This window comes from Lysobacter lycopersici (assembly GCF_007556775.1).
Classification (GTDB): Bacteria; Pseudomonadota; Gammaproteobacteria; order Xanthomonadales; family Xanthomonadaceae; genus Pseudoluteimonas; species Pseudoluteimonas lycopersici.
Window position 1 is genome coordinate 300375 of the sequence record NZ_CP041742.1, and the last position, 26315, is coordinate 326689.

The 26315-nt window shown below is 67.9% G+C and carries 26 protein-coding genes and 2 tRNA genes; 19 read left to right on the forward strand and 9 right to left on the reverse strand.

Going from position 1 to position 26315, the window contains the following annotated elements; genetic code table 11:
• Positions 1 to 103 precede the first annotated feature (103 nt).
• From amaB to FNZ56_RS01625, 3 genes are all read right to left on the reverse strand, one after another.
• Complete coding sequence (gene amaB, locus FNZ56_RS01615; protein ID WP_143878179.1) at positions 104 to 1636, reverse strand: L-piperidine-6-carboxylate dehydrogenase; 1533 nt, start codon at positions 1634 to 1636, stop codon at positions 104 to 106.
• A gap of 117 nt (positions 1637 to 1753) precedes the next feature.
• Positions 1754 to 1830, reverse strand: a tRNA-Arg gene (locus tag FNZ56_RS01620).
• A gap of 50 nt (positions 1831 to 1880) precedes the next feature.
• Entirely contained in the window at positions 1881 to 2714 is an 834-nt protein-coding gene (locus FNZ56_RS01625) for an alpha/beta hydrolase family protein (RefSeq protein ID WP_143878180.1), read from the reverse strand.
• A 324-nt stretch (positions 2715 to 3038) separates the two neighbouring features.
• On the opposite strand from FNZ56_RS01625, the gene FNZ56_RS01630 reads away from it, so the two are divergent.
• Both FNZ56_RS01630 and FNZ56_RS01635 read left to right on the forward strand, forming a co-directional pair.
• Positions 3039 to 4016, forward strand: a complete 978-nt coding sequence (locus FNZ56_RS01630) for an alpha/beta hydrolase (protein WP_185970766.1) — start codon at positions 3039 to 3041, stop codon at positions 4014 to 4016.
• Positions 4017 to 4398: 382 nt separating this feature from the next.
• Positions 4399 to 5319 (forward strand): alpha/beta hydrolase, encoded by a 921-nt coding sequence (locus FNZ56_RS01635; RefSeq protein WP_185970767.1) that lies wholly within the window; start codon positions 4399 to 4401, stop codon positions 5317 to 5319.
• A gap of 42 nt (positions 5320 to 5361) precedes the next feature.
• On the opposite strand, the gene thiD is transcribed toward FNZ56_RS01635, so the two are convergent.
• From thiD to FNZ56_RS01660, 5 genes are all read right to left on the reverse strand, one after another.
• On the reverse strand, positions 5362 to 6180 hold the full coding sequence (thiD, locus tag FNZ56_RS01640; protein WP_143878183.1) for a bifunctional hydroxymethylpyrimidine kinase/phosphomethylpyrimidine kinase: 819 nt from the start codon (positions 6178 to 6180) through the stop codon (positions 5362 to 5364).
• Positions 6177 to 6854 (reverse strand): YoaK family protein, encoded by a 678-nt coding sequence (locus FNZ56_RS01645; RefSeq protein WP_143878184.1) that lies wholly within the window; start codon positions 6852 to 6854, stop codon positions 6177 to 6179. Before FNZ56_RS01645 ends, thiD begins: the two co-directional genes overlap by 4 nt.
• A gap of 7 nt (positions 6855 to 6861) precedes the next feature.
• Positions 6862 to 8259, reverse strand: a complete 1398-nt coding sequence (locus tag FNZ56_RS01650; RefSeq protein WP_143878185.1) for a PhoH family protein — start codon at positions 8257 to 8259, stop codon at positions 6862 to 6864.
• A gap of 82 nt (positions 8260 to 8341) precedes the next feature.
• Positions 8342 to 8824: a peroxiredoxin gene (locus tag FNZ56_RS01655; protein ID WP_143878186.1), complete on the reverse strand. Its 483-nt coding sequence runs from the start codon at positions 8822 to 8824 to the stop codon at positions 8342 to 8344.
• Positions 8825 to 8826: 2 nt separating this feature from the next.
• Complete coding sequence (locus FNZ56_RS01660; RefSeq protein WP_143878187.1) at positions 8827 to 9501, reverse strand: glycine cleavage system protein R; 675 nt, start codon at positions 9499 to 9501, stop codon at positions 8827 to 8829.
• A 62-nt stretch (positions 9502 to 9563) separates the two neighbouring features.
• On the opposite strand from FNZ56_RS01660, the gene dapA reads away from it, so the two are divergent.
• The 11 genes from dapA (at position 9564) to pgi (ending at position 17800) form a co-directional block, all read left to right on the forward strand.
• Entirely contained in the window at positions 9564 to 10469 is a 906-nt protein-coding gene (gene dapA, locus FNZ56_RS01665) for a 4-hydroxy-tetrahydrodipicolinate synthase (RefSeq protein ID WP_143878188.1), read from the forward strand.
• 15 nt (positions 10470 to 10484) lie between these two features.
• Entirely contained in the window at positions 10485 to 10988 is a 504-nt protein-coding gene (locus FNZ56_RS01670) for a hypothetical protein (RefSeq protein ID WP_143878189.1), read from the forward strand.
• 32 nt (positions 10989 to 11020) lie between these two features.
• Positions 11021 to 11096: transfer RNA gene (locus tag FNZ56_RS01675), tRNA-Glu, on the forward strand.
• Between the two features lie 73 nt (positions 11097 to 11169).
• A complete protein-coding gene (locus FNZ56_RS01680; protein ID WP_143878190.1) occupies positions 11170 to 11718 on the forward strand; it encodes a hypothetical protein in 549 nt (182 codons plus the stop codon).
• Positions 11719 to 11872: 154 nt separating this feature from the next.
• The gene (gene fdxA, locus FNZ56_RS01685; protein ID WP_143878191.1) at positions 11873 to 12196 is read left to right on the forward strand and encodes a ferredoxin FdxA; all 324 of its coding nucleotides are present in this window, start codon (positions 11873 to 11875) and stop codon (positions 12194 to 12196) included.
• A gap of 51 nt (positions 12197 to 12247) precedes the next feature.
• Positions 12248 to 13639, forward strand: coding sequence for a polynucleotide adenylyltransferase PcnB (pcnB, locus tag FNZ56_RS01690; protein ID WP_143878192.1), 1392 nt, complete (start codon positions 12248 to 12250; stop codon positions 13637 to 13639).
• Positions 13636 to 14124, forward strand: a complete 489-nt coding sequence (gene folK, locus FNZ56_RS12820) for a 2-amino-4-hydroxy-6-hydroxymethyldihydropteridine diphosphokinase (protein ID WP_185970768.1) — start codon at positions 13636 to 13638, stop codon at positions 14122 to 14124. Before pcnB ends, folK begins: the two co-directional genes overlap by 4 nt.
• A 29-nt stretch (positions 14125 to 14153) precedes the next feature.
• Positions 14154 to 14972 (forward strand): 3-methyl-2-oxobutanoate hydroxymethyltransferase, encoded by an 819-nt coding sequence (gene panB / locus FNZ56_RS01700; protein WP_143878193.1) that lies wholly within the window; start codon positions 14154 to 14156, stop codon positions 14970 to 14972.
• A complete protein-coding gene (panC, locus tag FNZ56_RS01705; RefSeq protein ID WP_143878194.1) occupies positions 14969 to 15832 on the forward strand; it encodes a pantoate--beta-alanine ligase in 864 nt (287 codons plus the stop codon). Before panB ends, panC begins: the two co-directional genes overlap by 4 nt.
• Before the next feature lie 85 nt (positions 15833 to 15917).
• Positions 15918 to 16298: an aspartate 1-decarboxylase gene (panD, locus tag FNZ56_RS01710; RefSeq protein WP_143878195.1), complete on the forward strand. Its 381-nt coding sequence runs from the start codon at positions 15918 to 15920 to the stop codon at positions 16296 to 16298.
• Positions 16295 to 17800, forward strand: coding sequence for a glucose-6-phosphate isomerase (gene pgi / locus FNZ56_RS01715; RefSeq protein ID WP_143878196.1), 1506 nt, complete (start codon positions 16295 to 16297; stop codon positions 17798 to 17800). The genes panD and pgi overlap by 4 nt, the downstream gene beginning before the upstream one ends.
• 121 nt (positions 17801 to 17921) lie before the next feature.
• On the opposite strand, the gene queG is transcribed toward pgi, so the two are convergent.
• Positions 17922 to 18986, reverse strand: a complete 1065-nt coding sequence (gene queG / locus FNZ56_RS01720) for a tRNA epoxyqueuosine(34) reductase QueG (protein ID WP_143878197.1) — start codon at positions 18984 to 18986, stop codon at positions 17922 to 17924.
• A 23-nt stretch (positions 18987 to 19009) separates the two neighbouring features.
• Here queG and FNZ56_RS01725 point away from each other — a divergent pair, with 23 nt between their 5' ends.
• The 6 genes from FNZ56_RS01725 to FNZ56_RS01750 all read left to right on the forward strand — a co-directional run bounded on the left by FNZ56_RS01725 (position 19010) and on the right by FNZ56_RS01750 (position 26315).
• On the forward strand, positions 19010 to 20497 hold the full coding sequence (locus tag FNZ56_RS01725) for an NAD(P)H-hydrate dehydratase (RefSeq protein ID WP_143878198.1): 1488 nt from the start codon (positions 19010 to 19012) through the stop codon (positions 20495 to 20497).
• Complete coding sequence (tsaE, locus tag FNZ56_RS01730; RefSeq protein WP_143878199.1) at positions 20484 to 20960, forward strand: tRNA (adenosine(37)-N6)-threonylcarbamoyltransferase complex ATPase subunit type 1 TsaE; 477 nt, start codon at positions 20484 to 20486, stop codon at positions 20958 to 20960. Before FNZ56_RS01725 ends, tsaE begins: the two co-directional genes overlap by 14 nt.
• Positions 20961 to 21037: 77 nt before the next feature.
• Entirely contained in the window at positions 21038 to 22441 is a 1404-nt protein-coding gene (locus FNZ56_RS01735) for an N-acetylmuramoyl-L-alanine amidase (protein WP_143878200.1), read from the forward strand.
• 117 nt (positions 22442 to 22558) lie between these two features.
• Positions 22559 to 24334, forward strand: a complete 1776-nt coding sequence (gene mutL, locus FNZ56_RS01740) for a DNA mismatch repair endonuclease MutL (protein WP_143878201.1) — start codon at positions 22559 to 22561, stop codon at positions 24332 to 24334.
• Between the two features lie 2 nt (positions 24335 to 24336).
• A complete protein-coding gene (locus tag FNZ56_RS01745) occupies positions 24337 to 25308 on the forward strand; it encodes a DUF1684 domain-containing protein (RefSeq protein WP_143878202.1) in 972 nt (323 codons plus the stop codon).
• The gene (locus FNZ56_RS01750) at positions 25305 to 26315 is read left to right on the forward strand and encodes a TraB/GumN family protein (RefSeq protein WP_143878203.1); all 1011 of its coding nucleotides are present in this window, start codon (positions 25305 to 25307) and stop codon (positions 26313 to 26315) included. The genes FNZ56_RS01745 and FNZ56_RS01750 overlap by 4 nt, the downstream gene beginning before the upstream one ends.

Genomic DNA, 26315 nt, shown 5'->3' on the forward strand with positions numbered 1-26315 from the left:
AGCAGGGACTAAGGGCCGGGGACTGGGGACTGACGGCAACAGCGACAACAGGCGCCGGCAGGCATCCGTCCCCAGCCTCCAGCCTCCAGTCCCTGCGTCATCGTCACAGCTCGAACTTGATGCCCTGCGCCAGCGGCAGCGCGTCGGAGTAGTTGATGGTGTTGGTCTGCCGGCGCATGTAGGCCTTCCACGCATCCGAACCGGATTCGCGGCCGCCGCCGGTGTCCTTCTCGCCGCCGAAGGCGCCGCCGATCTCCGCGCCGCTGGTGCCGATGTTGACGTTGGCGATGCCACAGTCGGAACCGGCCGCGGACAGGAACGCTTCCGCGCGCTTGAGGTTGGTGGTGAAGATCGAGGACGACAGGCCCTGCGGCACTGCGTTCTGCATGTCGATGGCGTCGGCGAGGTCCTTGTACTTCATCACGTACAGGATCGGCGCGAAGGTCTCGTGCTGGACGATTTCGTCGGTGTTCTTCAGCCCGGTGACGATCGCCGGCAGCACGAAGTTGCCGGGACGGTCGATCGCCGAACCGCCGGTTTCGACCTTGCCGCCCGCGGCTTTCGCTTTCGCGATCGCATCGAGGTAGGCATCCACGCCGTCCTTGCTGTTGAGCGGGCCCATCAGGTTCTTCGGGTCGGTCGGGTCGCCGATCTTGCCTTCGACCTGCTTGTACGCCGCGATCAATTTTGCCAGCACGTCGTCGTACACCGATTCGTGCACGATCAGGCGACGCGTCGTCGTGCAGCGCTGGCCGGCGGTGCCGACCGCGCCGAACGCGATGGCGGGAATCGCCAGCTTCAGGTCCGCGGTTTCGTCGACGATGATCGCGTTGTTGCCGCCCAGTTCCAGCAGCGAGCGGCCCATGCGCTGCGCCACGCGCTCGCCGACCATGCGCCCGACCTTGGTCGAACCGGTGAACGAGATCAGCGGCACGCGCCTGTCGTCGACGAATTCGGAAGCGAGTTCGCTGCCGGCGTCGTTGAACAGGAAGAAAATGTCGGGGAAGCCGCCCTTCTTCAGCGCCTCGTTGCAGATCTTCATCGAGGCGATGGCCGAAAGCGGGGTCTTGGGCGAGGGCTTCCAGATGGTGATGTCGCCGCACACCGCCGCGACGAACGCGTTCCACGCCCACACGGCGACCGGGAAGTTGAACGCGGAGATCACGCCGACGATGCCGATCGGATGCCATTGCTCGTACATGCGATGGCCGGGGCGTTCGGAATGCATGGTCAGGCCGTACAACTGGCGCGACAGGCCGACGGCGAATTCGCCGATGTCGATCATCTCCTGCACTTCGCCGTCGCCCTCGGGCTTGGACTTGCCCATCTCCAGCGCGACCAGCGAACCCAGCGCGTCCTTGTGCGCGCGCAGCGCGTCGGCGCACAGGCGGATCGCCTCGCCGCGGCGCGGGGCCGGGGTGGTGCGCCACACCTTGAACGCGGCCTGGGCACGCTCGACGATCACGTCGTAGTCGGCCTTGGACGAAGCCTGCACGCGGCCGAGGGTTTCGCCGGTGGTCGGGTTGACCGGCTCGAGCACGCCGGCGTCGCTGGTCTTCGACCACTCGCCGTTGCCGAGGTAGGTACCGGATTCGTTGTCGCCGAGGCCGAGCGCGGCGAGGACGGGGTGGGTCATGGGGGAACTCCGAAGCGGGAAACGAGTGAAGAGGAACAAGAAACGAGTGAAAGACGGACAGGCTGCAGCGGGAAATCCCACTCCTTCCTCGTTTCTCCCCACTCGTTCCTGCACTGCTGGCGGCCCCGGCGCGATTCGAACGCACGACCTTCCCCTTAGGAGGGGGACGCTCTATCCAGCTGAGCTACGGGGCCAAGGCCCGCAATTATCGCAGGAACCACTCGCGGGCTGCCCGTGCGAAGGGTCATTCCGCCCGCAACAGCACATCGACCACCGCGTCGGGTGCCTTGAGCCAGCCGAAGTGGTCCGCGCGCAAGCCGAGTTCCGCGGCGCCAAGCGTGGTCGCGCTTGAGGATGCGCACGGCATCTTGCCGAGCAGGAAGTGCAACGAGCCGGGCGGCGCGAGCCAATCATCGTCGAGGACCACAGCGCGTACGTCGGGGCGCAATGCCGACAAGGCCCGCTCCAGATCGATGTCCATCCCGACCGCGGCATAGCGTCCGCTCAGCGCGGTGCGCGACCAGTCGCGGATCACGCCGCGGGCCTCGTTGCCGCCGAAGCCGACGCGGCGGCCGGGCAGGGCGCCACGACAGTCGGCCAGCCACGGCAGGAAACGGTAGGCGAAAGGCAGCCACCAGCGCGTCGGCGTGGGAAAGCTGCGCCAGTACGGCGCGCCGCTGGCGACCAGCCACAACGCCCGTGCGCGTTGCGGCGCCAGCGCCAGGCTGCAGCAAGCGAGTTGGCCGCCGAGGCTGTGCCCGCCGAGGATCCGCGGCATGCCGCTCGCGTGCGCCTGCATCGCGGCCTCGCTGGCGGCGATGTCGGCGAACAGTTCGCGATAGGCCCAGTCGCAATCGCGTCCCGCGCGCTGGTTGCTGGAACCGTTGCCGCGCCATTCGTGCAGGAACACGGCGATGCCGCGTTCGGCCATCGCTTCCGCGAACGGGATGTAGTGCTTCGCCGCCACGCCCAGCGCGGGCAGCCACAGCAACGCCGAGCGCGGCGAATCGGGAATGCGCGCGACCAGCGATGCCTCGTGGCCGTCGCCGGTCGCGACCGGCAATTGCAGCGCGCGCATCAAGGCCACACCCGGGCCTGTGCGGGGCAGGAATCGGTGCCCATGCTGGCGTTGCATGCCATGTGCGACGACCTCGAAGGGTGGGCCTGGGGGACACGGGCGGGGGTGCGGCAAAACTCCCCCGCTAGCCCCACTTTAGCCGGGCCGGTGGCCGCGGCGGGCCAGCGGACCATATCGATTCCGGGCCGGATTTGTGCGCGGATTCTCAATCCAGGACCGGGCAAATGTGCCTATTCCCCGATTTGTGCGCCGATTCTCGGTTGTGCCGGGGGGGCATCCCTAGGATCGCCGCCTGACGACATGCCGCCTGCGCACAGACACGCCATGACTTCCCTGCGATCGAAACTGGTATTCCTCCTGCTGGCGATGTTCGCCTCCTCGGCGGGCATCGCAGGGAACCGCCAGGGGCCGACCCCGGTTCCGCCGCAGACGCCGACCAGCCCCGGCGGCGGCGGCATGAGCCAGTTGCCGAGCAGCTTCTGCAACCCGGCGTCCGGCTACCAGAACCCGTTGCCGGCGAACATGTGCTTCCGGCTCAATGTCGCCTATGGCAGCGATCCGCTGCAGAAGCTCGACGTCTACATGCCCGCCGCTGGCGCGCACGACGCGCCGGTCATCCTGATGGTGCATGGCGGGGCCTGGTACCAGGGCGACAAGCTGGACAACTCGGTGGTCCGCAACAAGGCCGTCAAGTGGGTGCCGCCCGGCGCCATCTTCATCTCGGTCAATTACCCGCTGGTACCGAAAGTCACCCCGCTGCAGCAGGCGCGCAGCGTGGCGCTTGCCCTCGCCTACGCGCAGAAGCACGCCACCGAATGGGGCGGCGACCCGGACAAGTTCGTGCTGATGGGGTTCTCCGCCGGTGGGCACCTGGTTTCCTTGCTGGCCGCGCAGCCCGCGTTGCTGAAATCGAATTCGCAGAAGGTACGTCCCTGGCTCGGCACCATCGCGCTGGACGCCGCGGTCTATGACGTTCCGGCGACCATGAACAACCCCAGCCACGATCCGGTGTTCGACCAGGCGTTCGGCACCAACGTCAACCTGTGGAACGCGGCTTCGCCGTTGCTGCAGATGCATGGCCGCATGGCGCCGTTCCTGGCCGTGTGTTCGACCGAAGAGAGCGGTTCCTGCACCCGCGCCCAGGCGTTCGTGGACAAGGCGCTGGGCTACGGCACGGATGCGCTCGTGATCGACGAAAGCCTGGACCACGAGCACATCAACGCCAACCTCGGGCTGGCTTCCGACTACACCACGCAGGTGAACTCCTTCCTGACCGGCCTGGTCAACGGAACGCTGCAGTAACACGGGTGGGCCCGCGCAAGGCGGGCCGGAAATCGACGAGCGCGCCGCCCGCCAGGGCAATGCAACGCGGGAATCCTCCGGTAAAAGCGATCTCGTTCCGGCCGGATCGATGCCTGGTCGCGATGCGCGTTCTCCCCGCCGCCGACATCGCTTGCGCGACTGCAAACACCGAGCGGCCCGGGTCGTCGCTGCGGCCCCTGCCAACGTGCGATCGATATCGAACCGCATCCGCCAGGCGCGCAATTCGTGCGCCGATTCGCAATGCGGCATCGACGCGCAAGTCCATTGCGCGATATGTGCGTTGAATCCCTGTTGCGCGCGGAACCCGCTCCTAGGATTGCGCCTCCCCCATGCACCAGGTTCCGGCAAGGACGGCAACACCATGAATTCCCTGATATCGAAGTTCACGTTCTTCCTGCTGGCGATGCTCGCCTGGTCGGCCTGCGATGCGAAGGCATTCACGTTGCCGACCGGCCATTACTGCAATCCGGCATCTGGTTTCAATAATCCGCTGCCGGCGGACATGTGCTTCCAGCTCAATGTCGCCTACGGCAGCGATCCGCTGCAGAAGTTCGACGTCTACATGCCTTCGAAGGGCGCGAGCAAGGCGCCGGTGATCGTGATGGTGCACGGCGGGGCCTGGTACCAGGGCGACAAGTTCGACAACTCGGTGGTTCGGAACAAGGCCGACTACTGGGTGCGCAAGGGCACGATCCTCATCTCGATCAACTACCGGCTGGTGCCGAACGTCGATCCGCTGCAACAGGCGGGCGACGTGGCGCGGGCGCTCGGTTACGCGCAGCAGCACGTCGCCGAATGGGGCGGCGACCCGGACAAGCTCGTCCTGATGGGCTTCTCCGCCGGCGGGCACCTGGTGTCGCTGCTGGCGTCGGATCCTTCGCTGGCGACGACGGCTTCGCCGGGCCTGCGGCCCTGGCTCGGCACGATCGCGCTGGACGCCGCGGTCTACGACGTTCCGCTGACGATGGGCAATCCCAACCACGATCCGATTTTCGACCAGGCCTTCGGCACCGACCCCGCGCTGTGGAACGCCGCGTCGCCGATCGTGCAGTTGGACGCGCGCCCGGCGCCGTTCTTGGCCGTGTGTTCGACCGTGGAGAGCGGTTCGTGCACGCGCGCGCAGGCGTTCGTGGACGATGCGCTGGGTTATGGCGCGGATGCCCTCGTGCTGCAGGAAGCCCTGGACCACGAGCACATCAACGCGAACCTCGGGCTGGCTTCCGACTACACCACGCAGGTGAATGCGTTCATCGCCGGCCTGCTCAACGGAACGCTGCACTGACGAGAGCGACCGCGCAAGGCGGGTTGGAAGTCGAATCGCGCGTCAGCGTCGCCCCGGCGGCGCTGCGCGGAAATGATCCAGCACCACGACCTCGCCGCGACCGGGCCGGTAGCCGAGGCGTAGCGCGCGCTCGACGTAATCGCTCGCCTCGCGCGCCGCTTCCTGCATCGATAGCCCGATGCACAGGTTCGCAGCGATGGCGGAGGCCAGCGTGCAGCCGGTGCCGTGCGCTTCCAGCGGCAACCGCGCGTGCATTAAGGCGACCTCCGCTTCGGCGTCGGCGTAGCGATCGACCACCATGTCGCCTTCGTCGAGATGCCCGCCCTTGAGCAACAGCGCCTTCGCGCCCATCGCAAGCAAGGCCCGAATCGCCTGCATGGCCGAATCGGCATCGACGATGGGCGAGCCGACCAGCAATTCCGCTTCGGGGATGTTCGGGGTGAGGATCGAAGCCAGCGGCAACAGCCGCGTACGCAAGGCGTCCAGTGCGTCGTCTTCGAGCAGCTTCGCGCCGCTGGTCGCGACCATCACCGGATCGAGCACGATGAAGCGCGGCTTGTAGGCTTCGAGCGCGTCGGCGACGGCGTGGATGACGTCCGCGTTCGCCAGCATCCCGAGCTTCACCGCGCCGATGTCGAAATCGTCGAAGCAGGCATCGATCTGCGCGCGCAGGAATTCCACCGGCGGCACGTGCACCGAGGTCACGCCGCGGGTGTGCTGCGCGGTCAAGGCCGCGATCGCGGAAAGCCCGTGCACGCCGTGCGCGGCGAAGGTCTTGAGGTCGGCCTGGATGCCGGCACCGCCGCCGGAATCGGAACCGGCGATGGTGAGCGCGCTGGGCGGGCGGGATTGGCGGGTCATGCCGAAACGCCGTTGTGCAATTGCCGCTGTCGGTAAAGCACATAGCCGACGCCGGTGATGCCGGTCAGTGCCGCAGGCAAATACAGCGCGGCATAACCGAAGTGCGCGAACAGCAGTGCGCCGAGGATGCCGCCGGCGAAGAAAAACGAGATCACCAACATGCATAGCCCGAGCCGGCGCCGTGCCAGCGGCATGCCGCGCAAGGCATGGCCGAGCATGATGCCGAGGTCGGTGAACATGCCGCTGACGTGGGTCGTGCGCACTACCGCACCGCTGAAGGTCGTGGCCATCGCGTTCTGCAGGCCGCAGGCAAGCGCCGCGCAGACCGGGCCCATGACCGATCCGGCGTCGAACAGCGGCACCGCGAGCAGCAGCAACAAGGCTTCGATCGACAGCGCAACGCCATAGCGCCGGCCGAGGCGCAGGGTACTGTCCTGCACGATCAATCCGCCCAACGCCGCGCCCGCAACGAATGCGGCCATCGCGGCGATGAGGTGGCGCGCGCCATGCCAGTCCCCCGTCGCCAGCGATGCAGCGAGCAGGCTGGTATTGCCGGTGAGGTGGGTGATGGCCTGGTGCTGGAACCCGAGGAAACCGACCACGTTGACGATGCCCGCCACGCTGGACAGCGCGGCGGTACCGACCCAGACCCAACGCGGGAGTTGCACGCCCACGGCGGCGCTACAGCACTTCCGAAGCGTAATCCGCCAAGCGCGAACGTTCGCCGCGACGCAGGGTGATGTGCGCGCTGTGCGCCCAGCCCTTGAAACGGTCCACCGCGTAGGTGAGGCCGGACGTCGTTTCGGTGAGGTAGGGCGTGTCGATCTGCTCGACGTTGCCGAGGCAGACGATTTTCGTTCCCGGGCCGGCGCGGGTGATCAACGTCTTCATCTGCTTGGGTGTGAGGTTCTGCGCCTCGTCCAGGATCAGGTAGCGAGAAAGGAACGTGCGCCCGCGCATGAAGTTGAGCGAACGAATCTTGATGCGCGAGGCGAGCAGGTCGTTGGTCGCGGCGCGGCCCCAGCTTCCGCCTTCCTGGTTGTGGGTCAGCACTTCCAGGTTGTCGGTCAGCGCGCCCATCCACGGCGTCATCTTTTCCTCTTCGGTGCCGGGCAGGAAGCCGATGTCCTCGCCGACGCTCACCGTCGCTCGGGTCATGATGATTTCGCGATAACGCTGCGCGTCCATGGTCTGCGCCAGGCCCGCCGCCAGCGCGAGCAGGGTCTTGCCGGTGCCGGCGGTACCGAGCAGGGTGACGAAATCGATCTCCGGATCCATCAGCGCGTTGAGCGCGAAGTTCTGTTCGCGATTGCGCGCGAGGATGCCCCACACCGCGTGCTGGTTGTGGCGGAAATCGTCGACGATCTGCAAGGTCACCTTGTCGTCGCCGACCTTCGCGATCTTCATTTCCGCCTGTTCGTCGCCGGGCAGGTACAGGAACTGGTTCGGATACCAGTCGTCGCCGTCGGTGCGCGAGATTTCGTAGTAGGTGCGGCCCTTGTCGGTCCACGACTTCAGGTCCTTGCCGTGGCGCGACCAGAAATCCTCCGGCAGCGCGGTGGCGCCGGTGTAGAGCAGGCTGAAGTCGTCCAGCGCGCGGTCGTTCTCGTAGTCCTCGCTGGCGATGCCGGCGATCGAGGCCTTGATCCGCAGGTTGATGTCCTTGGACACGAACACCACCGGCGCGCCGGGATCGGACTCCTTCAGCGCCAGGATCGCGCCGAGGATCGCGTTGTCCGGCACGACCGCGCCGAAACGCTTTCCGGCATCGAAGTTGTCGGTCTGGAACAGCAGCCGGCCCGCGCTTTCCGCGCCGCGCAGCTGCAATCCCTGCGGGCGCACCAGCGGGATGCCGTTGTGCACGTCGGCGCTGCCGTGCGCCTCGATCAATTCGTTGAGGAAGCGGCTGACCTGGCGCGCGTTGCGGCTGGCTTCGGACGTGCCTTTCTTGCCGTTGTCGAGTTCCTCCATCACCTGCATCGGCAGGAACACGTCGTGTTCCTCGAACTTGAACAGCGCGGTCGGATCGTGCATCAGCACGTTGGTGTCGAGGACGTAGATGCGCTTGCTACGCGTCATGCGGGCTCCGGAAGGAACGGACGGCGGCTGGCCACCGCGACCCGCGGGGCGGGGCAGTGGGGTGTGGTGGAGACGGAGGTCGTCACTGGCTGCTTGCGGCCTTGAGCGCGTCGAGCACGGCCTGCGCGTGGCCGGGCACCTTCACCGGCGACCAGGATTGCGCGACTCGGCTTTTCGGGTCGATGAGGAACGTGCTGCGCACGATGCCGATGAATTCGCGGCCGTAGAGCTTCTTCGGCTGGATCACGCCGAAAGCCTCGCACAACTTGCCTTCGGCATCGCTGACCAGTGGGAATTTGAAACCCTGTTTCGCGCAGAAGTTGTCGTGCGATTTCAGCGAATCCCGCGACACGCCGAGCACGTCGGCGCCGAGCTTGCGGAATTTCGGCAGCAGCGCGTTGAAGTCCAGCCCTTCGGTGGTGCAGCCGGGCGTGGAATCCTTGGGGTAGAAGTACAGCACCAGCCAGCGGCCGGAGAAATCGGCGAGTTTCGCGCTGGCGCAGCCGGATAGCGCCAGCGGCATGTTTGAAACCGATTTCGGGATCGCCTTGCCGGTTTCGATCATCGTCAGAATTTCATCGGATCCATGATCGCGTCTAGATTCAGGTGGTCGCAGAACTCGAGGAAATCGTCGCGCAACGCGGCGATGTGCGTTTCCGCCGGAACTCCGATCGTGAGTTGCGCCGAGAACATGTCGGCACCGGTCTGCATCGCGCGGTAACGCGAGCAATGCAGGCTCTCGACGGTGATGCCGGCGCGGTCGAAGAAATCCGCGAGCTGGAACAGGATGCCGGGCTTGTCGGCGGCCACGACTTCGACCACGTACGGCAGCAGGTTGGATTGCAGTGGCTTGGGGCCGGTGCGGTACCAGACCAGCTTGAGGTCTTCCTCGCGCTCGAGCCGGGTGAGGGCGGCTTCAAGCTTGGCGACCGCGCCCCAGGAGCCCATGGCCAATGCGGTCACGGAGACGTCGCGGCCGACGGTGCTGAGGCGGGCATCGACGAGGTTGCACTCGCTGTCGGCAATACGCCGGGTCACGGCCAGCAGGGGGGAGTGCGGATGCGTCGTGTAGGCGTTGATCAGCAGGTAGTTTTCGTTCGGCACGGGGCGCGGGGCGCTGGCCTGGTCTGGAACGGAATCGGTCAAGGCGGCGTCCGCGGCTGGGGGCTGAACGGCGTGTCGGCGACGCGCCGGAAGCTCCTGCCAGCATACTTGCCCGCGCTTCCGGGCCGCAAGTAACATGCCGGCAAGTCATTGATCCGGCTCGCGCTCAATCGCGGGCCCCGCACCAGCAGGTCCCCCGCTTGCGACTTTCCGGCAGCATCACCGCGCTCGCGACGCCGTTCACCGCCGCGGGCGAAATCGACCTCGACGCCTGGCGCCGCCTGTTGCAGGCGCAGCTCGATGGCGGCACGCAGGCGCTGGTCGTCGCCGGTTCCACTGGCGAGGCTGCGGCGCTGCACGACGTGGAATACGACGCGATCCTGCGCAGCGCGGTGGAATTCGTCGCCGGTCGCGTGCCGGTGCTCGCCGGTACCGGTTTGTCGAACACGGCGAAGACCATCGAACAGACCCGTCGCGTCGCCGCGCTCGGCGCCGATGCCGCGCTGGTGGTGACGCCGCCGTACGTGCGCCCCACGCAGGAGGGCCTGCTCGCGCATTACCGCGCGGTCGCGGACGACGGCGCGTTGCCCATCGTGCTTTACAACGTGCCCGGTCGTACCGGCTGCGACCTGCTGCCCGAAACGGCCGCCGCGCTCGCGCCGCATCCGCGCATCGTCGGCATCAAGGAAGCGCGCAGCGAAGCCGAACGCATGGATGCATTGCTGCCGTTGAAATCGAAGGAATTCGCGGTGTTGAGCGGCGACGATCCCACCGCCTGCCGCGCCATGCTCGCCGGCGCCGATGGCGTGGTGTCGGTGGCGTCGAACGTGTTGCCGCGCAGCTTCCGACGGCTTTGCGACCTCGCCCGTGGCGGTGATGCCGATGCCGCGAACGCGCTCGATGCGCGCTTGCGCCGCAGTTACGACTTCCTCGGCATCGAACCGAACCCGATCCCGGTGAAGGCGATCCTCGCGCGCAACGGCATCGGCCACGGCCTGCGCCTGCCGCTGACGCCGCTTTCGCCGCAACATGCGGAATCCGCCGCCTCGATCGCCGCGGAAATCCGCGACCTCGAATCATCCTGCCGCGACGCGTTCGCGGCCTGAACCCAGGAGCCACCGATGTCCACGTTCCGTCCCTCGCGTACCGCCGCCGCCGTCCTGCTCGCGGTCGCCGCGCTCGGCACCGCCGGTTGCCACTGGTTCCATCGTGGCGAAACCGACGCCTACCGCAACAGCCCCGAGAGCCGGCCGCTGGAAGTGCCGCCGGACCTCGACCAGCCCGACACCAGCAGCGCGATGGCGTTGCCTGCCACTGGCGGTTCGGTGATGCGTTCGCAGGTCGGGGCGCAGCAGGCGCCGGGATTCACGGTCCCCGGCCAGCGCGACGCGGTGTTCGCCAAGATCGGCGACGCGCTCGCCGCGATCCCGGGCCTGACCATCGCGACCAAGGCGCCGCTGCTGGGCAGCTACGACGTGAGCTACGAAGGCAGCGACTTCCTGGTGCGCCTGGTGCAGAACGGCGACAACGTGCAGGTGTCGACGGTCGATCCGCGCGGCGTCGCCGCCAACGGCCCGGCGCAGCAGAAGGTGCTGGACGCGCTCAAGACCGCATTGGGCGGCTGATCGGGCTACAATCGCGCCCCGCGAAGGTCATTGCTCCCTTCGTCTAGAGGCCCAGGACGTGGCCCTCTCAAGGCTAAAACACGGGTTCGAATCCCGTAGGGAGCGCCACACAGGAAAACCCCGTGCCTTGCACGGGGTTTTTTCTTGCCGCCCGGCATTAACCATCAATCAGGAAATCCCAATGCGCTCCCATCACGTTTCCTTCGGTTCGGTCTGCCTAGTGACCCTTCTGGGTCTGGCGATCGCGCCGCACGCACGTTCCGCTACCACGGAGGGGTGGATCATTGTTCCTGGCGGGAATTGCCAATTGAGCATTCCGACCACGAACACGGCATTCCGTCCCAAGGCAACGGGCGCCCGGAACGAATCCGCCAGCATCAGCAATTTCGTCATTTGTCCGTTCGTAGTCGCTCCTTCGGACGACCTGGCTTCGCCAATCACGGGCATCGGTATGTGGATGCAGTCACTCGACGGTACCGCGCACAGCGTGACTTGCACGGCAGTTGTGGGTGCCCTCGGCAATGCACCCATGAAATATTCCAGCAAGACCGTGGACTTGCCCGCCTCCACGACCGCGGCTGGACAGCTGAGTTGGTTCCCCGCCGATTTCGGCTATGCCCAAGGCGCCCCGATCCCGGGGAGCGGATATTTGACCATCACTTGCAACTTGCCGCCCCAAACCAGCATCAACTACCTCTACGCCAGCTATTACTACGAAATCGGTTCCTGACCCTGCATCGTTTCAAGGCCGAAGGGCGCCTGCGGGCGCCCTTCGCGTTTCCGGACCCGGTCGGCTGCCGGCCGCAGCCATCCCGCGGAGCCATGCTGGATTCCGGCTTTCGCAGGAAGGACAATCGCGCCAAGCCGCAAAGGAAACCACCGCCATGCCCTTCGTCGTCACCGAGAACTGCATCAAGTGCAAGTACACCGACTGCGTCGAGGTGTGCCCGGTCGACTGTTTCCACGAAGGCCCGAACTTCCTCGTCATCGACCCGGACGAGTGCATCGACTGCACCCTGTGCGAGCCGGAATGCCCGGTCAACGCGATCTATCCCGAGGACGACGTGCCCGCCGGGCAGGAAGGCTTCATCGCGCTCAACGCGGAGTTGGCGAAGGACTGGCCGGTGATCAGCGTGCGCAAGGATCCTCCGGCCGACGCGGCGGACTGGGAAGGAAAATCCGGCAAGTTGCCGTTGCTGGAACGTTGACGCTTCCTGCGGGATCGGCGAGGCACGTCCCGTGCCGCATGGCTTGTTAAGATGCCGCAATCCCGCGGCCACCGAGGCCGCCCCGCGGCGCATGCGCCGCCCGAGACCCGCCAGGACCCGACCCTGAGTTCCGTCCCCGCCCCGACAGCCGTGCCCCGGGTCATCCCGCGCGACCAGCATCCGATCTCGCGCCGTTCGATCAGCCCCAACGCCCTGCGCGTGCTCTATCGCCTGCGCGATGCCGGCCACGCCGCCTATCTCGTGGGCGGAGCGGTGCGCGACCTGCTGATCGGCGTCCAGCCCAAGGATTTCGACGTCGCCACCGACGCGACGCCCGAACAGGTGCGCCACCTGTTCCGCAATTGCCGCCTGATCGGCCGGCGATTCCGTCTCGCGCACGTGGTGTACGGGCGCGAGATCATCGAAGTCGCGACGTTCCGCTCCGCGGGTGGCGACGACGGCGAGGGCGACCGCGAAGTGCATGCCGACGGCCGCGTGCTGCGCGACAACATCTACGGCACCATCGAGGAAGACGCGGTCCGCCGCGATTTCACCGCGAACGCGCTGTACTACGCCATCGAGGATTTCTCGGTGCGCGACTACGTCGGCGGCTTCGACGACGTGCAGGCGCGGGTGCTGCGCCTGATCGGCGATCCGGAAACGCGTTATCGCGAGGATCCGGTGCGGATGCTGCGCGCGGTGCGCCTCGCGGCCAAGCTCGGTTTCAGCATCGATCCTTCGGCTGCGGCGCCGATGCCCGGGCTGGCATCGCTGCTGCACGACGCGGCGCCGGCGCGGCTGTTCGACGAATGCCAGAAGCTGTTCCTTTCCGGCCACGCGCTGGCGAGCTTCGAGGGGCTGGAAGCGCACGGCCTGCTCGGCGCGCTGTTGCCGGAAACCGCGCGCGCGCTGGCCAGCAACCGCAGCGGCGCGTTGCGCAAGATGCTGGTCGAGGGCCTGCAAGGCACCGATGCGCGGGTCGCGCGCGGCGAACCGGTGTCGCCGGCATTCCTGTTCGCGCTGCTGCTGTGGCCGGGCTATTGCCGCGAGCTGATGCAGTTGCAGGGGCAGGGCGTGCACGCGATCGAGGCCGAGCGCCGCGCCGCCGACCGAATCACCCTGCAGCAATCCACACGGATCGCGCTGCCGCGGCGTTTCTCGCTGCCAATGCAGGAGATCTGGCTGCTGCAGTCGCGCCTGCGCCAGCGCAAGCGCAGCCAACGCCTGCTCGCGCACCCGCGGTTCCGCGCCGCGTTCGATTTCCTCGTGCTGCGCCAGGCCGCCGCGCCAGAACACGCCGCGGACGTCGAATACTGGCGCGCGTTGCAGGCGGGCATGCCGCCGCCGGAAGCGGGCGAGGAAGAACTGGCGCAAGTCGAATCGACCGATGCCGCACCCGCGCGCAAGCGCCGCCGTCGCCGGCGCGGCGGCGGGGCGGGGTGAGCGTCCGCGCCTTCGTCGGCCTCGGCGGCAACGTGGGCGATGTCGCCGCGGCCTTCGCCTCCGCGGTCGCGCAAACGGATGCTTTGCCGGGTACGCAGTTGTTGCGCGTCTCGCGCCGTTACCGCACGCCGGCCTGGGGCATGGCCGCGCAACCGGATTTCCTCAATGCCGTGGCCATGCTGGAAACGACCTTGCCCGCGCGCGAGCTGCTCGAAGCGCTGCTCGCCATCGAGCGGGCGCACGGCCGCGACCGCGCCAACGAAACCCGCTGGGGTCCGCGCACGCTCGATCTCGACCTGCTGCTTTACGGTGACGCGGTCATCGACGAACCCGGCCTGCGCGTGCCGCACCCGCACCTGCACGAGCGCGCGTTCGCGTTGCGGCCCATGCTCGAAATTGCGCCGGGGGTTTCGATTCCCGGCCATGGCCTCGCGCGCGACCTGCCGGCGGCGATGGCTGCCGACGGCATCGAGGCGTTAGGCTAGCCGCCCCACGCCGCACTTCCGGAGGCGCCATGAGCTACGGCGCGGACAAAGCCGCCACCATCACCGTGCCGATGCTGGCCGAGGCCAAGCGCGAAGGCCGCAAGCTGGCGATGCTCACCGCCTACGACGCCGGTTTCGCGCGCGTGTTCGACGCCAACGGCGTCGACCTGATCCTGATCGGGGATTCGCTGGGCATGGTGGTGCAGGGCCACGATTCCACCCTGCCGGTGCGCGTGGACGACATCATCTACCACACGGCCGCCGTTGCGCGCGGGGCGAAGCGTGCGCTGAAAATCGCGGATTTCCCGTTCGGCAGCGACGCCACGCCGGAACAGGCGCACGCGGCGGCGGTGCGCTTCGTCCAGGCCGGCGCGGGCATGGTCAAGCTGGAGGGCGCGGGCTTCAAACTCGACGTCATCCGTTTCCTGGTCGAACGCGAAATCCCGGTGTGCGCGCATCTCGGGCTGACGCCGCAATCGGTGAACCGTTTCGGCGGCTTCAAGGTGCAGGGCCGCGACGAGGCTGCGGCGAAGCAGCTGCGTGCGGATGCGCGCGCGGTGCAGGAGGCGGGCGCTTCGCTGCTGGTGCTGGAATGCGTGCCGTCGGCGCTCGCGGCCGCGATCAGCGCCGACCTCGCGATTCCCACGATAGGCATCGGCGCCGGACCCGGCTGCGACGGTCAGGTGCTGGTGCTGCACGATTTCCTCGGCCTCGACAGCGGCCATCGCCGGCCGAAGTTCGTCAAGGATTTCCTTGCCGAAGGCGGATCGGTCGCCGGCGCGGTGCAGGCTTACGTCGCCGCGGTGCGTGATGGATCGTTCCCGGACGAAGCGCATTCCTACGCATGATCGAAACCCTCACCGAACCCGCGGCACTAAGAGCGACCGTCGACGCATGGAAACGCGCCGGCCTGCGCGTCGGTTTCGTGCCGACCATGGGCAACCTGCACGCCGGGCATTTCTCATTGGTCGAAATCGCGAGACAGCACGCGGATCACGTGATCGCGAGCGTGTTCGTGAACCCCACGCAGTTCGGCCCGAACGAGGATTTCGCGCGTTACCCGCGCACGCCGGAACAGGACTCGGCCGGGCTCGAAGGCGCGGGTTGCGACGCGCTGTGGCTGCCGTCGGTCGAGGCGATGTATCCGTTCGGCACCGACGGCGCCGTGCGCATGCACGTGCCGAACGTGGGCGACACGCTGGAAGGCGCGCATCGCCCCGGGCATTTCGACGGCGTCGCGACCGTGGTCGCGCGGCTGTTCAACCAGGTGCAGGCCGATGTCGCCGTGTTCGGGCGCAAGGACTACCAGCAGCTCGCGGTGATCCGGGCGATGGCGCGCGACCTCGCGTTCGCGCTGGAGATCGTCGCCGGGCCGACGCTGCGCGAAGCCGACGGCCTGGCCATGAGTTCGCGCAACCAGTACCTGTCGGCGGAGGAAAGACCAGTCGCGGCCACGATCTTCCGCACCCTGCAGGCGATGCGCGATGCGGCCCTGGCCGGGCGCCCGCGCGCCGACATCGAGGCGAAGGCGGATGCCGAACTGCGCGCCGCCGGCTTCGTCCCGGATTACGCCGTCGTCCGCCGCCCCGACCTGTCCGAACCGGCGGACGGCGAGCCCGGGCCGCGGGTGGCGCTGGTCGCGGCCAGGCTGGGTCGGACCCGGCTGATCGACAACCTCGAATTCGACCTTGGCGGCAGCGCCGGCTGAACGCATCGGGCGGTTTTGTTGCAGCGCGGAAACGCGGCTCCTACACTTTTCTCGCCCGCACCTCCCGCGGGCGCCGGAAGATGCCATGCAACTCACGCTGCTCAAAGCCAAGATCCACCGCGCCACCGTCACCCACGCCGAGCTGCACTACGAAGGCTCCTGCGCCATCGACGGCCGCCTGCTCGACATCTCCGGCATCCGCGAGTACGAGCGGATCGAGATCTACAACGTCAACAACGGCAAGCGCTTCGCCACCTACGCCATCCGCGGCGAGGAAGGCAGCGGCATCATTTCGGTGAACGGCGCCGCTGCGCACCGCGCGTCGGTCGGCGACCTGGTGATCATTTGTGCCTATGGCCACTGCGAAGAAGCCGAGGCTGCGGAATTCAAGCCGACGCTGGTGTACGTCGATCGCCACAACGCGATGACGCACACGAATCGTTCGATCCCCAAGCAGGCCGCGTGAATCGCGGCCTCGCCAGCCTCGACGCGCATGCGCAACGGCTGGCGAACGCCTCGCTGAAGGATCTTGTCGCGGCCGATCCGGCGCGCGCCGGCGATTTCGCGCTGCGTATCGGCTTGCTGTACGCCAGTTTCGCCCGCCAGCGCATGGACCGGGACGCACTGGCCGCATTGTTCGAAATCGCGCGCGAACGTGATTTCGCAGGTGCGTTGCGGCGCTTGTTCGACGGCGAGCCGGTGAACGCCACCGAGGGCCGCGCCGCGCTGCACACCGCGTTGCGCGGCGACCTTTCGACCGCCGCGGCCTCACGCGACGCGCATGCCGAGGCCGTGAAGGCGCGGTTACGTATGGCGGAACTGGTCGCGCAACTCGAAGCCAGCGGCGTCACCGACATCGTCAGCATCGGCATCGGCGGTTCCGACCTCGGCCCGCGGCTCGCCGTCGACGCGCTGGCCGATGCCGATGCACGGTTCAAAGTGCATTTCCTGTCCAACGTCGACGGCCATGCCGCGCAACGCACGCTGGCCGGGCTCGATCCCGCGCGCACCGCTGCCATCCTGGTTTCCAAGACATTCGGTACCCAGGAAACCCTGCTCAACGGCGGCATCGTCCGCGACTGGCTCGGCGGCGACGAACGCCTGTTCGCGGTCAGCGCGAACGTCGAGCGCGCGACCGCGTTCGGCATTCCGGCCGAACGCATCCTGCCGATGTGGGATTGGGTCGGCGGTCGTTATTCGCTGTGGTCGGCGGTCGGATTCCCGATCGCCCTGGCCATCGGCATGGATCGCTTCGAACGCCTGCTCGCCGGTGCCGCGGCGATGGACGCGCACGTGATCGAGGCGCCGGTCGAACGCAACCTCGCCGCGTGGCATGCGCTGGTCGCGGTCTGGAACCGCAATGCGCTCGGCGCCGCCACGCAGGCGGTGCTGCCCTACGACGAGCGCCTCAGGCTGCTGCCGAACTACCTGCAGCAACTGGTGATGGAAAGCCTCGGCAAGTCGGTACGGTCGGATGGCGGAACGGCGTCCGCGCAGACGGTGCCGGTGTGGTGGGGTGGCGCCGGCACCGATGCGCAGCACAGTTTCTTCCAGGCCCTGCACCAGGGCACGCAGCGGGTGCCCGCGGATTTCATCGGCGTGGTCCGCGGCGACCACGCGCACGCCGGCAACCGTGACGCGCTGCTCGCCAACCTGCTGGCGCAGACCGAAGCGCTGGCGAACGGACAATCGCACGACGATCCGCATCGCGCCTATCCCGGTGGCCGCCCGAGCACCATGCTGCTGCTCGATGCGCTGACGCCGGAAACGCTGGGCATGCTGATCGCCATGTATGAACACAGCGTCTACCTGCAGGCGGTGTCCTGGGGCATCAACGCCTTCGACCAGTTCGGCGTGGAACTCGGCAAGCAGGTCGCGAACCGCCTGCTGCCGGCGCTGAAGGGCGAGGTCGAGGCCGAGGATGCAGTGACGCGGGCGTTGCTCGAGGAAATCCGCGAGCGCAGTTAATGCTCTTTCCTCTCCCCTTGTGGGAGAGGATGCCCGAAGGGCAGGAGAGGGGTTGTTTTGCGATGGATTCCCCTCTCCCGGCGCTACGCGCCACCCTCTCCCACAAGGGGAGAGGGGAAGATCAAGAGCCGTGTCGTCGAAGCGCCCACTCCACGTGTTCGCGGACGATGGGCGACGGATCTTCGCGGCGCGATTGCAGCGCGGCGATCACGGACTCCGATTTCGGTGCATTGCCGAGCGCAACGGCGATGTTGCGCAACCAGCGGTCGTGGCCGCTGCGGCGGATCGCCGAGCCTTCGGTGCGCTGCAGGAATTCGTCCTCGCTCCAGGCGAACAGTTCCGCCAGCGTGGCCCTGTCGAGATCGTTGCGTGCGCGGAAATCCGGCTCGTCGGTGCGTTTCGCGAACTTGTTCCAGGGGCAGACCAGCTGGCAGTCGTCGCAGCCGAAGATGCGGTTGCCGATCAACGGGCGCAGTTCCTCGGCGATGCTGCCTTCGTGCTCGATGGTGAGGTAGCTGATGCAGCGCCGTGCGTCGAGCCGGTGCGGCGCGACGATCGCCTGCGTCGGGCAGATCTCGATGCAGCGCGTGCAGGTGCCGCAATGTTCCGTCGCCGGCGGATCCACGGCGAGCGGCAGGTCGAGGTAGATCTCGCCGAGGAAGAACCAGCTGCCGCCATCCTTGTCGATCAGGCAGGTGTGCTTGCCGATCCAGCCGACGCCCGCGTCGCGCGCCAGCGCGCGTTCCAGCACCGGCGCCGAATCGACGAACACGCGGTGCCCGAACGGGCCGATTTCACCGGCGATTTCGTCGGCGAGTTTCTGCAGGCGGTTCCGCATCAGCTTGTGGTAGTCGCGGCCCAGCGCGTAGCGCGCGACGTAGGCGCGTTCGCCGTCGCGCAGATTGTCCCACGCGGCGGCCTCGTCCTGGCCGTAGTCGAGCCCGACCGAAAACACGCGCAGTGTTCCAGGCACCAGCTCCGCCGGCCGCGTGCGCTTCTCGCCATGGCGCGCCATCCAGTCCATGGTTCCGTACAGGCCACGCGACAACCAGTCGCGCAGATGCGATTCGTCCGCAGCCAGTTCGATCCCGGAGATGCCGCAACGCTGGAACCCGTGCTCGCGCGCCAGCGCCTTGAAGCGCAAGGCGAGCGCGGGGTAATCGGGTTTTGCGGCGGTTTCCGGCATGGACGCAAGTATAGAATCGCGCGATGCCATCGCCCCTCCCGCTGTACGACGTCGCCGCATTGCGCGCCATCGAGGCGCGCGCGACGGTCGCGCTCGGCGACGAATTCGCGCTGATGCAGCGCGCCGGCGCGGCGGCCTGGCGCGAACTGCTGGCGCAGTGGCCGCAGGCGCGGCGGATCGCGGTCGCCTGCGGGCCGGGCAACAACGGCGGCGACGGCTACGTCCTCGCAAGGCATGCGCTCGAATCCGGGCGCGAAGTGCGCGTGTTGCAACTGCAGCCGCCACGCACGGAATCCGCGAAGCGTGCTTGTGACGAATGCGTGCAGGCGGGTGGTCGTGTCGAAAACGATGTGTCCGCGCTCGCCGAGTCCGGCCTGATTGTCGACGCGCTGTTCGGCATCGGCCTGTCGCGCGCGCCGGAAGGCGATGCGGCGGCGTGGATCGATGCGATCGATTCCGCGAATGTGCCGATACTTGCGATCGATGTTCCCAGTGGCGTCGATGCCGACCGCGGTTCGGTGCCGGGAATCGCGGTTCATGCGACGCGCACGCTGGAATGCATCGCGCCGAAAGCGGGGTTGCGCACCGGCGCGGCGCTGGATCATGTCGGCGCGCTGTCGCTGGCCACGCTCGACGTGCCGGCATCCGCGTTCGGCGACATCGAACCAGCGGCGGAATGGTTCGATGCCGATTGCCTCGCCGGCTTCCTGCCGAAACGGCGCCGCGACAGCCACAAGGGCGATCACGGGCGCGTGCTGTGCATCGGCGGCGACCACGGCATGGGTGGCGCAGTGTTGCTGTGCGCGGAAGCCGCGTTGCGCGCTGGTGCCGGGCTGGTGCGCGTGGCCACGCGCGAAGCGCATGTCGCGCCGTTGCTCGCGCGCTGCCCGGAAGCGATGCCGGTCGGCATCGACGATTCGCATTCGTTCGCCTCGCTGCTCGAACGTGATGGCGTGTTCGCGCTCGGCCCTGGGCTGGGGCAGGGCGAATGGGGACGGGCCTTGTTTTCGGCCGCGATTTCCAGCGGAAAACCGCTGGTCGTCGATGCCGATGCGCTGAACCTGCTCGCGCAGTCGCCGCGTGCGTGGCCAGACGCGGTGTTGACGCCGCACCCGGGCGAGGCGGCGCGTTTGCTCGGTTGTTCGAATGCGGAGATCCAGCGCGACCGCATCGATGCCGCGAAGCGGATCGCGGAACGATTCGACGCGGTGGTCGTGCTGAAGGGCGCGGGCAGTGTCATCGCAGCGCCGAATCGCATTCCGCGCATCATCGGCGCGGGCAATCCGGGCATGGCGGTCGGCGGCATGGGCGACGTGCTCACCGGCGTGGTCGCGGCCTTGCGCGCACAGGGACTCGATGCCTTCGATGCCGCGACCGCGGGCGCGTTGCTGCATGCCGTGGCCGGCGATGTCGCCGCGCAGGATGGCGAACGCGGTCTGTCGCCGCGCGACGTCATCGCACGATTGCGTCGCGTCGCGAATGCCGGACAATCCGCGCATGCACCTGCCTGAAGAAACCGCGACCGTCGAACTCGCGCGCGCGCTGGAACGCACGCGCAAGGGCAGGGCGGTGGTATTCCTGCAGGGCGAACTCGGCGCGGGCAAGTCCACCCTCGCACGCGCGTGGTTGCGCGCCTGCGGCGTCGAGGGCGCGATCCGCAGCCCGACCTACACACTGGTCGAGCACTATCCGCTCGCGGGTGGCGGCAACGCGTTGCACCTCGACCTGTATCGCATCGGCGCCGCGGGCGAACTCGAATTCCTCGCGCTCGACAGCGACGATGCCGAACTGTGGCTGGTCGAATGGCCCGAACGAGGCGCCGGCGCCTTGCCAGTCCCAGACCTGAGCCTGGCGCTGGCCATCGAGGGGGACGGGCGCTCGGCCATCCTGACACCGGGCACCCCGGCGGGTGAGGCCTGGCGAACCCGACTGCTGGCGGACAGTGGCTTGAAGCCCTTTCTTGCTGCCAGCTGAAAGGAAGGTTCCCCAGGTCACGGATTCATAAGGGAAAACCTATTGCAATCCACCCCGGCCGGTGCTTAACTCCGGCCATGCGCGTAAAGGGGACCGCAATCCAGCAGACCTTGCTCGGTGCCGCACTGTTGCTGGCGCTGCTCTGGAACCTTGCCCACGCCGCGGAAATCAGCCAGTTGCGGCTGGAAAGCGGCCCGACCGGCACCCGCGCCGAACTGCGCCTCGATGGCGTCGCGGACTACCAGGTCCTCAGCCTCGCCAATCCCGACCGGCTGGTGCTCGATCTTCCCGGCAGCGCCTTGCGCCGTGGCACCCCCCTGCCTGCCGCCACCGGCGTGGTGCGCGGTGTCCGCGCCGGCCAGCCCAGCCCGGGCGTGACCCGGATCGTGTTCGATCTCGCTTCCCCAGTCGTGGCGCTCAAACCGCGGGTGGAAAGCGGCGCCGACGGCCCGCGCCTGGTGCTGGAATGGCCGGACGACGGCCCGGCGCCCGCGATCGCGAACTCGGCGCCGGCGTCCGTGCCTCCGTCCCCCGTCACCGCGCCAGTCGTTTCGAACACGCAGCCCACCCAGAGCCCGCTGGACCGTGCGGTCGGCACCATCGCGACCGGCGTTCCGACCCGGGTCGCGACCGGTGAGCCGCAGCCGGCGACGCCCCCGGCTTCCTTGCCGCCACCGATCAAGTCCATGCGCGATGCCGGCGGCACGCGTCCGCTGGTCGTCGCCATCGACGCCGGCCACGGCGGGCAGGACACCGGCGCGCTTGGCCGTGGTGGCGCCCGCGAGAAGGACGTCACCCTCGCCATCGCCCGCGAACTCGCGCGCCAGGTCGACGCCACGCCCGGGCTCAAGGCCTACCTGACCCGCGATTCCGACTATTTCATCCCGCTGCCGCAGCGCGCGCGCAAGGCGCATGCGGCGCGCGCCGACATCTTCGTTTCCATCCACGCCGACTCCTTCACCAGCCCGGATGCGCGCGGCGCAGGCGTGTTCGTGCTCTCCACCCGCGGCGCCTCGTCGCAGCGCGCGCGCTGGCTGGCGGACAAGGAGAACGCGGCCGACGTGATCGGCGGCAACCGCGTGCGCGGCGGCGACAGCGTGCTGACCTCGGTGCTGCTCGACCTTACCCAGAGCGGCAACCTCAAAGCCTCGGAGGACGCCGCTGGCTACGTGCTCGGCAACCTCGACGCCATCGGCAACCTGCACAAGGGTGAAGTCGAGCGCGCGAACTTCGCGGTGCTGCGCACCTCCGACAACATGCCGGCGATGCTGGTCGAAACCGGCTTCATCTCCAACCCGGGCGAGGAAGCCAGGCTGCGCAGCAAGGATTACCAGCGGCAGCTCGCGACCGCGATCCTCGGCGGCATTAACCGCTACTTCACCACCCAGCCGCCGCCGGGCACGCTGTATGCGATGCGTGCGCAGGCCACGAATGATGGCGGCGGCGCCGGTGCCGGTGTCGGTGCGGGTGGAAGCCCGTAGGAGCCTGTCATCCTGAGGCGAAGCCGAAGGACCCGCTGTTGCCTTTCCTGCGGATAATCCAAAAAAGCAGGTCCTTCGCTGCGCTCAGCATGACAACGGGAACGTAAAATCCCGGGCGTGACCATCCGCCTGCTCCCCGATGTCCTCGTCAACCAGATCGCCGCAGGCGAAGTGGTCGAACGGCCCGCGTCGGTGGTCAAGGAACTGGTCGAGAACGCGCTCGATGCAGGCGCCAGCCGCATCGACATCGACCTCGAGGAAGGTGGCGCGCGCCTGATCCGCGTGCGCGACGACGGCGGCGGCATCGCGGCCGCGGAACTGCCGGTCGCGGTGCAGCGCCACGCGACCAGCAAGATCGCCTCGCTCGAAGACCTCGAAGCCGTCGCCACCCTCGGTTTCCGCGGCGAAGCGCTGCCGTCGATCGCCTCGGTCAGTCGTTTCCGCATCGCTTCGCGCCGCAATGGCGACGACAACGGCAACGCGCTGCAGGTCGAAGGCGGGCGCGTCGGCGAGGTCGCGCCCAGCGCGCAGCCGCAGGGCACCACGGTCGAGGTGCGCGAACTGTTCTACAACGTGCCCGCTCGGCGTCGCTTCCTGCGCGCGGAGCGCACCGAGCTCGGCCACATCGAGGAATGGCTGCGCACGCTGGCGCTGGCGCGGCCCGACGTGGAAGTGCGCATCAGCCACAACGGCAAGCCGCTGCGGCGCTATCGCGGCGATTCCGCGTCGGAAACCGGTGCGCGATTGGTGGATGCGCTGGGCGAGGAGTTCTCGCGCAACGTGCTGCGCATCGACCACGCCGGCGCGGGCCTGCGACTGCACGGCTGGATCGCACAACCGAGCTACAACCGCGCCAGCGCCGACCAGCAATACCTGTTCGTCAACGGCCGCGGCGTGCGCGACCGCAACGTCGCGCATGCGGTGCGGCAGGCGTATTCCGATGTCCTGTTCCACGGCCGGCATCCGGCCTATGTGCTGTTCCTCGAACTCGATCCGCGCGCGGTGGACGTGAACGTGCACCCGGCCAAGCATGAAGTGCGCTTCCGCGATTCGCGCCTGGTGCACGATTTCGTCTATCGCACCTTGCAGGAAGCGCTGTCGGGGACGCGCGCCGGTGCACAGGCGGGAATGCCGGTCGAATCGCATTCGCCGAAAGTCCCCGCGTCGATCCCGAACCTGCCCCCGCGACAGGGCGACATGGCGTTGAAGCTGGCCGAGGCGCCGGCGCAATACGCCGCCTTGTATGCACCGGCACATCCGGGCCCGTCGTTGCCGGTGTTGTCGCTGCCCGCCGCGGGCGAAGGCAAGGTGCCGCCGCTCGGGCATGCGCTGGCGCAACTGCACGGCATCTACATCCTCGCCGAAAGCGCCGAAGGTCTGGTCGTCGTCGACATGCACGCCGCACACGAGCGCATCGGCTACGAGAAGCTCAAGGCCGCGCACGACGGCGCCGGCGTGCGCGTGCAGCCGCTGCTGGTGCCGCAGTCGTTGGCCGTGTCGGTGCGCGAGGCCGAGGTCGCCGAACGCGAAGCCGCGACGCTGGCCGCGCTGGGCTTCGAGCTGACCCGCAGCGGGCCGCAGTCGCTGCTGCTGCGCAGCGTGCCGGCCCTGCTCGCCGATACCGATGTCGCCGCATTGCTGCGCGACGTGATCGGCGACCTGCTCGAACACGGCCAGACGCGTCGCGTCGAGGAAGCCCGCGACGAACTGCTCGCGACCATGGCCTGCCACGCCGCGGTGCGCGCGCACCGGCGCCTGACCGTTCCCGAAATGGATGCGCTGTTGCGGGAAATGGAATCGACCGAGCGCTCCGGACAATGCAATCATGGTCGCCCCACCTGGGCCCGGTTCGGCCTGGCCGAGATCGACGCATGGTTCCTGCGAGGACGCTGACGATGAAACCTTCGATCCGTATCGCCGCTGCGACAGCCGTCCTGCTCGCGGCGGGATGCCATCGCGGCCCGCAAACGGCGACGATGGCGCAGGTCCCCAGCAACGAAGCGAGCAAAACCATGGCGAAACAGGACCAGAGCTTCCTGCTCGAGGAACAGGCCTGGCGCGAACAGCGCCGCGAACGCTTGCTCAAGCCCGACGGCTGGACCAGCCTGATCGGCCTGCACTGGATCGACCAGGGCCCGCATTTCGTCGGCAGCGCCGGCGACAACGGCATCCGCCTGTCGATGGGGCCGGAACACTTCGGCATGATCGACCTGCGCAAGGACGGAAGCGTGCATTTCGTGCCGGGCAAGGACGCCGCGCTCACGCTCGACGCACAGCCGTTGAAGGGCGCAGCGATGCTGCGCACCGACGCGGACCCGAACGGCCCGAACGTGATCGGTTTCGACGACGGCAAGGGCGAGGCGACGGTGATCCAGCGCGGCGATCGCTACGGCCTGCGCGTGAAGCACGCGGATGCGCCAACGCGCCTGCAGTTCGCCGGACTCGAATACTGGCCCGCGGACGCGGCCTGGCGCATCGCCGGCAAGTTCGTGCCGCATCCGGAAGGCACCACCATCCAGGTCGCGAACATCATCGGCGGGCTCGACGATGCGAAGAACCCGGGCGCGGTCGAGTTCGAACGCGACGGCAAGACCTACCGCATCGAAGCCATCGACGAAGGCGAGGGCGAGTTGTTCCTGGTGTTCGCCGACCGCACCAACGGCCACGGCAGCTACGGCGCCGGTCGATTCCTGTACACGCCGATGCCCGATGCGCAGGGTCGGGTGACGGTGGACTTCAACCAGAGCTACAACCCGCCTTGCGCGTTCACCTCCTTCGCGACCTGCCCGCTGCCGCCGGCGCAGAACCGGCTGGACCTCGCCATCACCGCGGGCGAGAAGGCCTATGCCGGGAACCACGGCTCGTGAGTAACGTCGAGCGGTCGCGGTTCGCACGCGTCGCGGCTTTGGTCGGGCTGTTCGCGGTCGTCGCGCTGTGGTCGGCGCAGGCCGCGGCGCCAAGGAAGGCCTCGACACCCATGCACAAGCCCGCGGCGGTTCCGGTCGCGAATGCGCCGCCGGTGCCGCTGCTTTGGAAGGTCTCCGACGCCGACAGCAGCCTGTACCTGCTCGGATCGTTCCACATGCTGCTGCCCGGCGACTATCCCCTGTCGAAGGAAGTGGACGCTGCGTTCGCCGATTCGAAGGACGTGGTGTTCGAAATCCCGCCCGAGGAAATGAGCTCGCCGACCCTGGCGATCCGCATGGGCCAGGCGGCGCTGCGCGGCGATGGCAAGCAACTCGACGCGAGCCTGCCGCCAGCCACCACGAAACGGCTGGACGCATGGGTGGATGCGAACGAAGGCGCGCTGCAGAAGGCGGGGATTCCGGGGCAGATGCTGCAACTGTTCGAACCCTGGTTCGTTGGCCTGACCGTGAGCATCGTCGAGATGAGCAAGCAGGGCCTCGACCCGAAGCTCGGCCTCGACCAGCATTTCTCCGCAGATGCGCAGGCGGCGAAGAAGCCGACCTCGGGGTTGGAGACCGGCGACGAGCAGATCGCTTTCCTCGACGGCATGGGCGAGGCCGAGCAGGTCCAGTTCCTCGACGAAACGCTGCAGGAAGCGGCCGAAGGCAGCAAGGAAGTCGCGCGCCTGCACTCGGCGTGGCGCGCCGGCGATGCCGACACGCTGTGGAACGGCATGGCGGTCGAGATGCGCGACGAATACCCGGCGCTGTACAAGCGCATCAACGTCGCGCGCAACGATGCATGGGTGCCGAAGCTGGAACAGCGGCTACGCGCTTCCCACGACGGGAACACCCTCGTCGTGGTCGGCAGCCTGCACCTGATCGGCTCCGACGGCGTGGTCGAGAAGCTGCGCGCGAAGGGCTACAAGGTCGAGCGGATATGCAGCGCATGCAAATCCGTGCACTGA

Coding starts and splice junctions, on each gene's coding strand:
- FNZ56_RS01650 (WP_143878185.1), bottom strand. CDS start 8,259: ATGACGCGTAGCAAGCGCATCTACGTCCTCGACACCAACGTGCTGATG.
- pcnB (WP_143878192.1), top strand. CDS start 12,248: ATGCCGCAATCCCGCGGCCACCGAGGCCGCCCCGCGGCGCATGCGCCG.
- FNZ56_RS01655 (WP_143878186.1), bottom strand. CDS start 8,824: ATGATCGAAACCGGCAAGGCGATCCCGAAATCGGTTTCAAACATGCCG.
- FNZ56_RS01660 (WP_143878187.1), bottom strand. CDS start 9,501: ATGTTACTTGCGGCCCGGAAGCGCGGGCAAGTATGCTGGCAGGAGCTT.
- FNZ56_RS01670 (WP_143878189.1), top strand. CDS start 10,485: ATGTCCACGTTCCGTCCCTCGCGTACCGCCGCCGCCGTCCTGCTCGCG.
- thiD (WP_143878183.1), bottom strand. CDS start 6,180: ATGACCCGCCAATCCCGCCCGCCCAGCGCGCTCACCATCGCCGGTTCC.
- panC (WP_143878194.1), top strand. CDS start 14,969: ATGATCGAAACCCTCACCGAACCCGCGGCACTAAGAGCGACCGTCGAC.
- tsaE (WP_143878199.1), top strand. CDS start 20,484: ATGCACCTGCCTGAAGAAACCGCGACCGTCGAACTCGCGCGCGCGCTG.
- queG (WP_143878197.1), bottom strand. CDS start 18,986: ATGCCGGAAACCGCCGCAAAACCCGATTACCCCGCGCTCGCCTTGCGC.
- FNZ56_RS01680 (WP_143878190.1), top strand. CDS start 11,170: ATGCGCTCCCATCACGTTTCCTTCGGTTCGGTCTGCCTAGTGACCCTT.
- fdxA (WP_143878191.1), top strand. CDS start 11,873: ATGCCCTTCGTCGTCACCGAGAACTGCATCAAGTGCAAGTACACCGAC.
- FNZ56_RS01625 (WP_143878180.1), bottom strand. CDS start 2,714: ATGCGCGCGCTGCAATTGCCGGTCGCGACCGGCGACGGCCACGAGGCA.
- FNZ56_RS01725 (WP_143878198.1), top strand. CDS start 19,010: ATGCCATCGCCCCTCCCGCTGTACGACGTCGCCGCATTGCGCGCCATC.
- FNZ56_RS01735 (WP_143878200.1), top strand. CDS start 21,038: ATGCGCGTAAAGGGGACCGCAATCCAGCAGACCTTGCTCGGTGCCGCA.
- panD (WP_143878195.1), top strand. CDS start 15,918: ATGCAACTCACGCTGCTCAAAGCCAAGATCCACCGCGCCACCGTCACC.
- panB (WP_143878193.1), top strand. CDS start 14,154: ATGAGCTACGGCGCGGACAAAGCCGCCACCATCACCGTGCCGATGCTG.
- FNZ56_RS01630 (WP_185970766.1), top strand. CDS start 3,039: ATGACTTCCCTGCGATCGAAACTGGTATTCCTCCTGCTGGCGATGTTC.
- FNZ56_RS01635 (WP_185970767.1), top strand. CDS start 4,399: ATGAATTCCCTGATATCGAAGTTCACGTTCTTCCTGCTGGCGATGCTC.
- FNZ56_RS01745 (WP_143878202.1), top strand. CDS start 24,337: ATGAAACCTTCGATCCGTATCGCCGCTGCGACAGCCGTCCTGCTCGCG.
- amaB (WP_143878179.1), bottom strand. CDS start 1,636: ATGACCCACCCCGTCCTCGCCGCGCTCGGCCTCGGCGACAACGAATCC.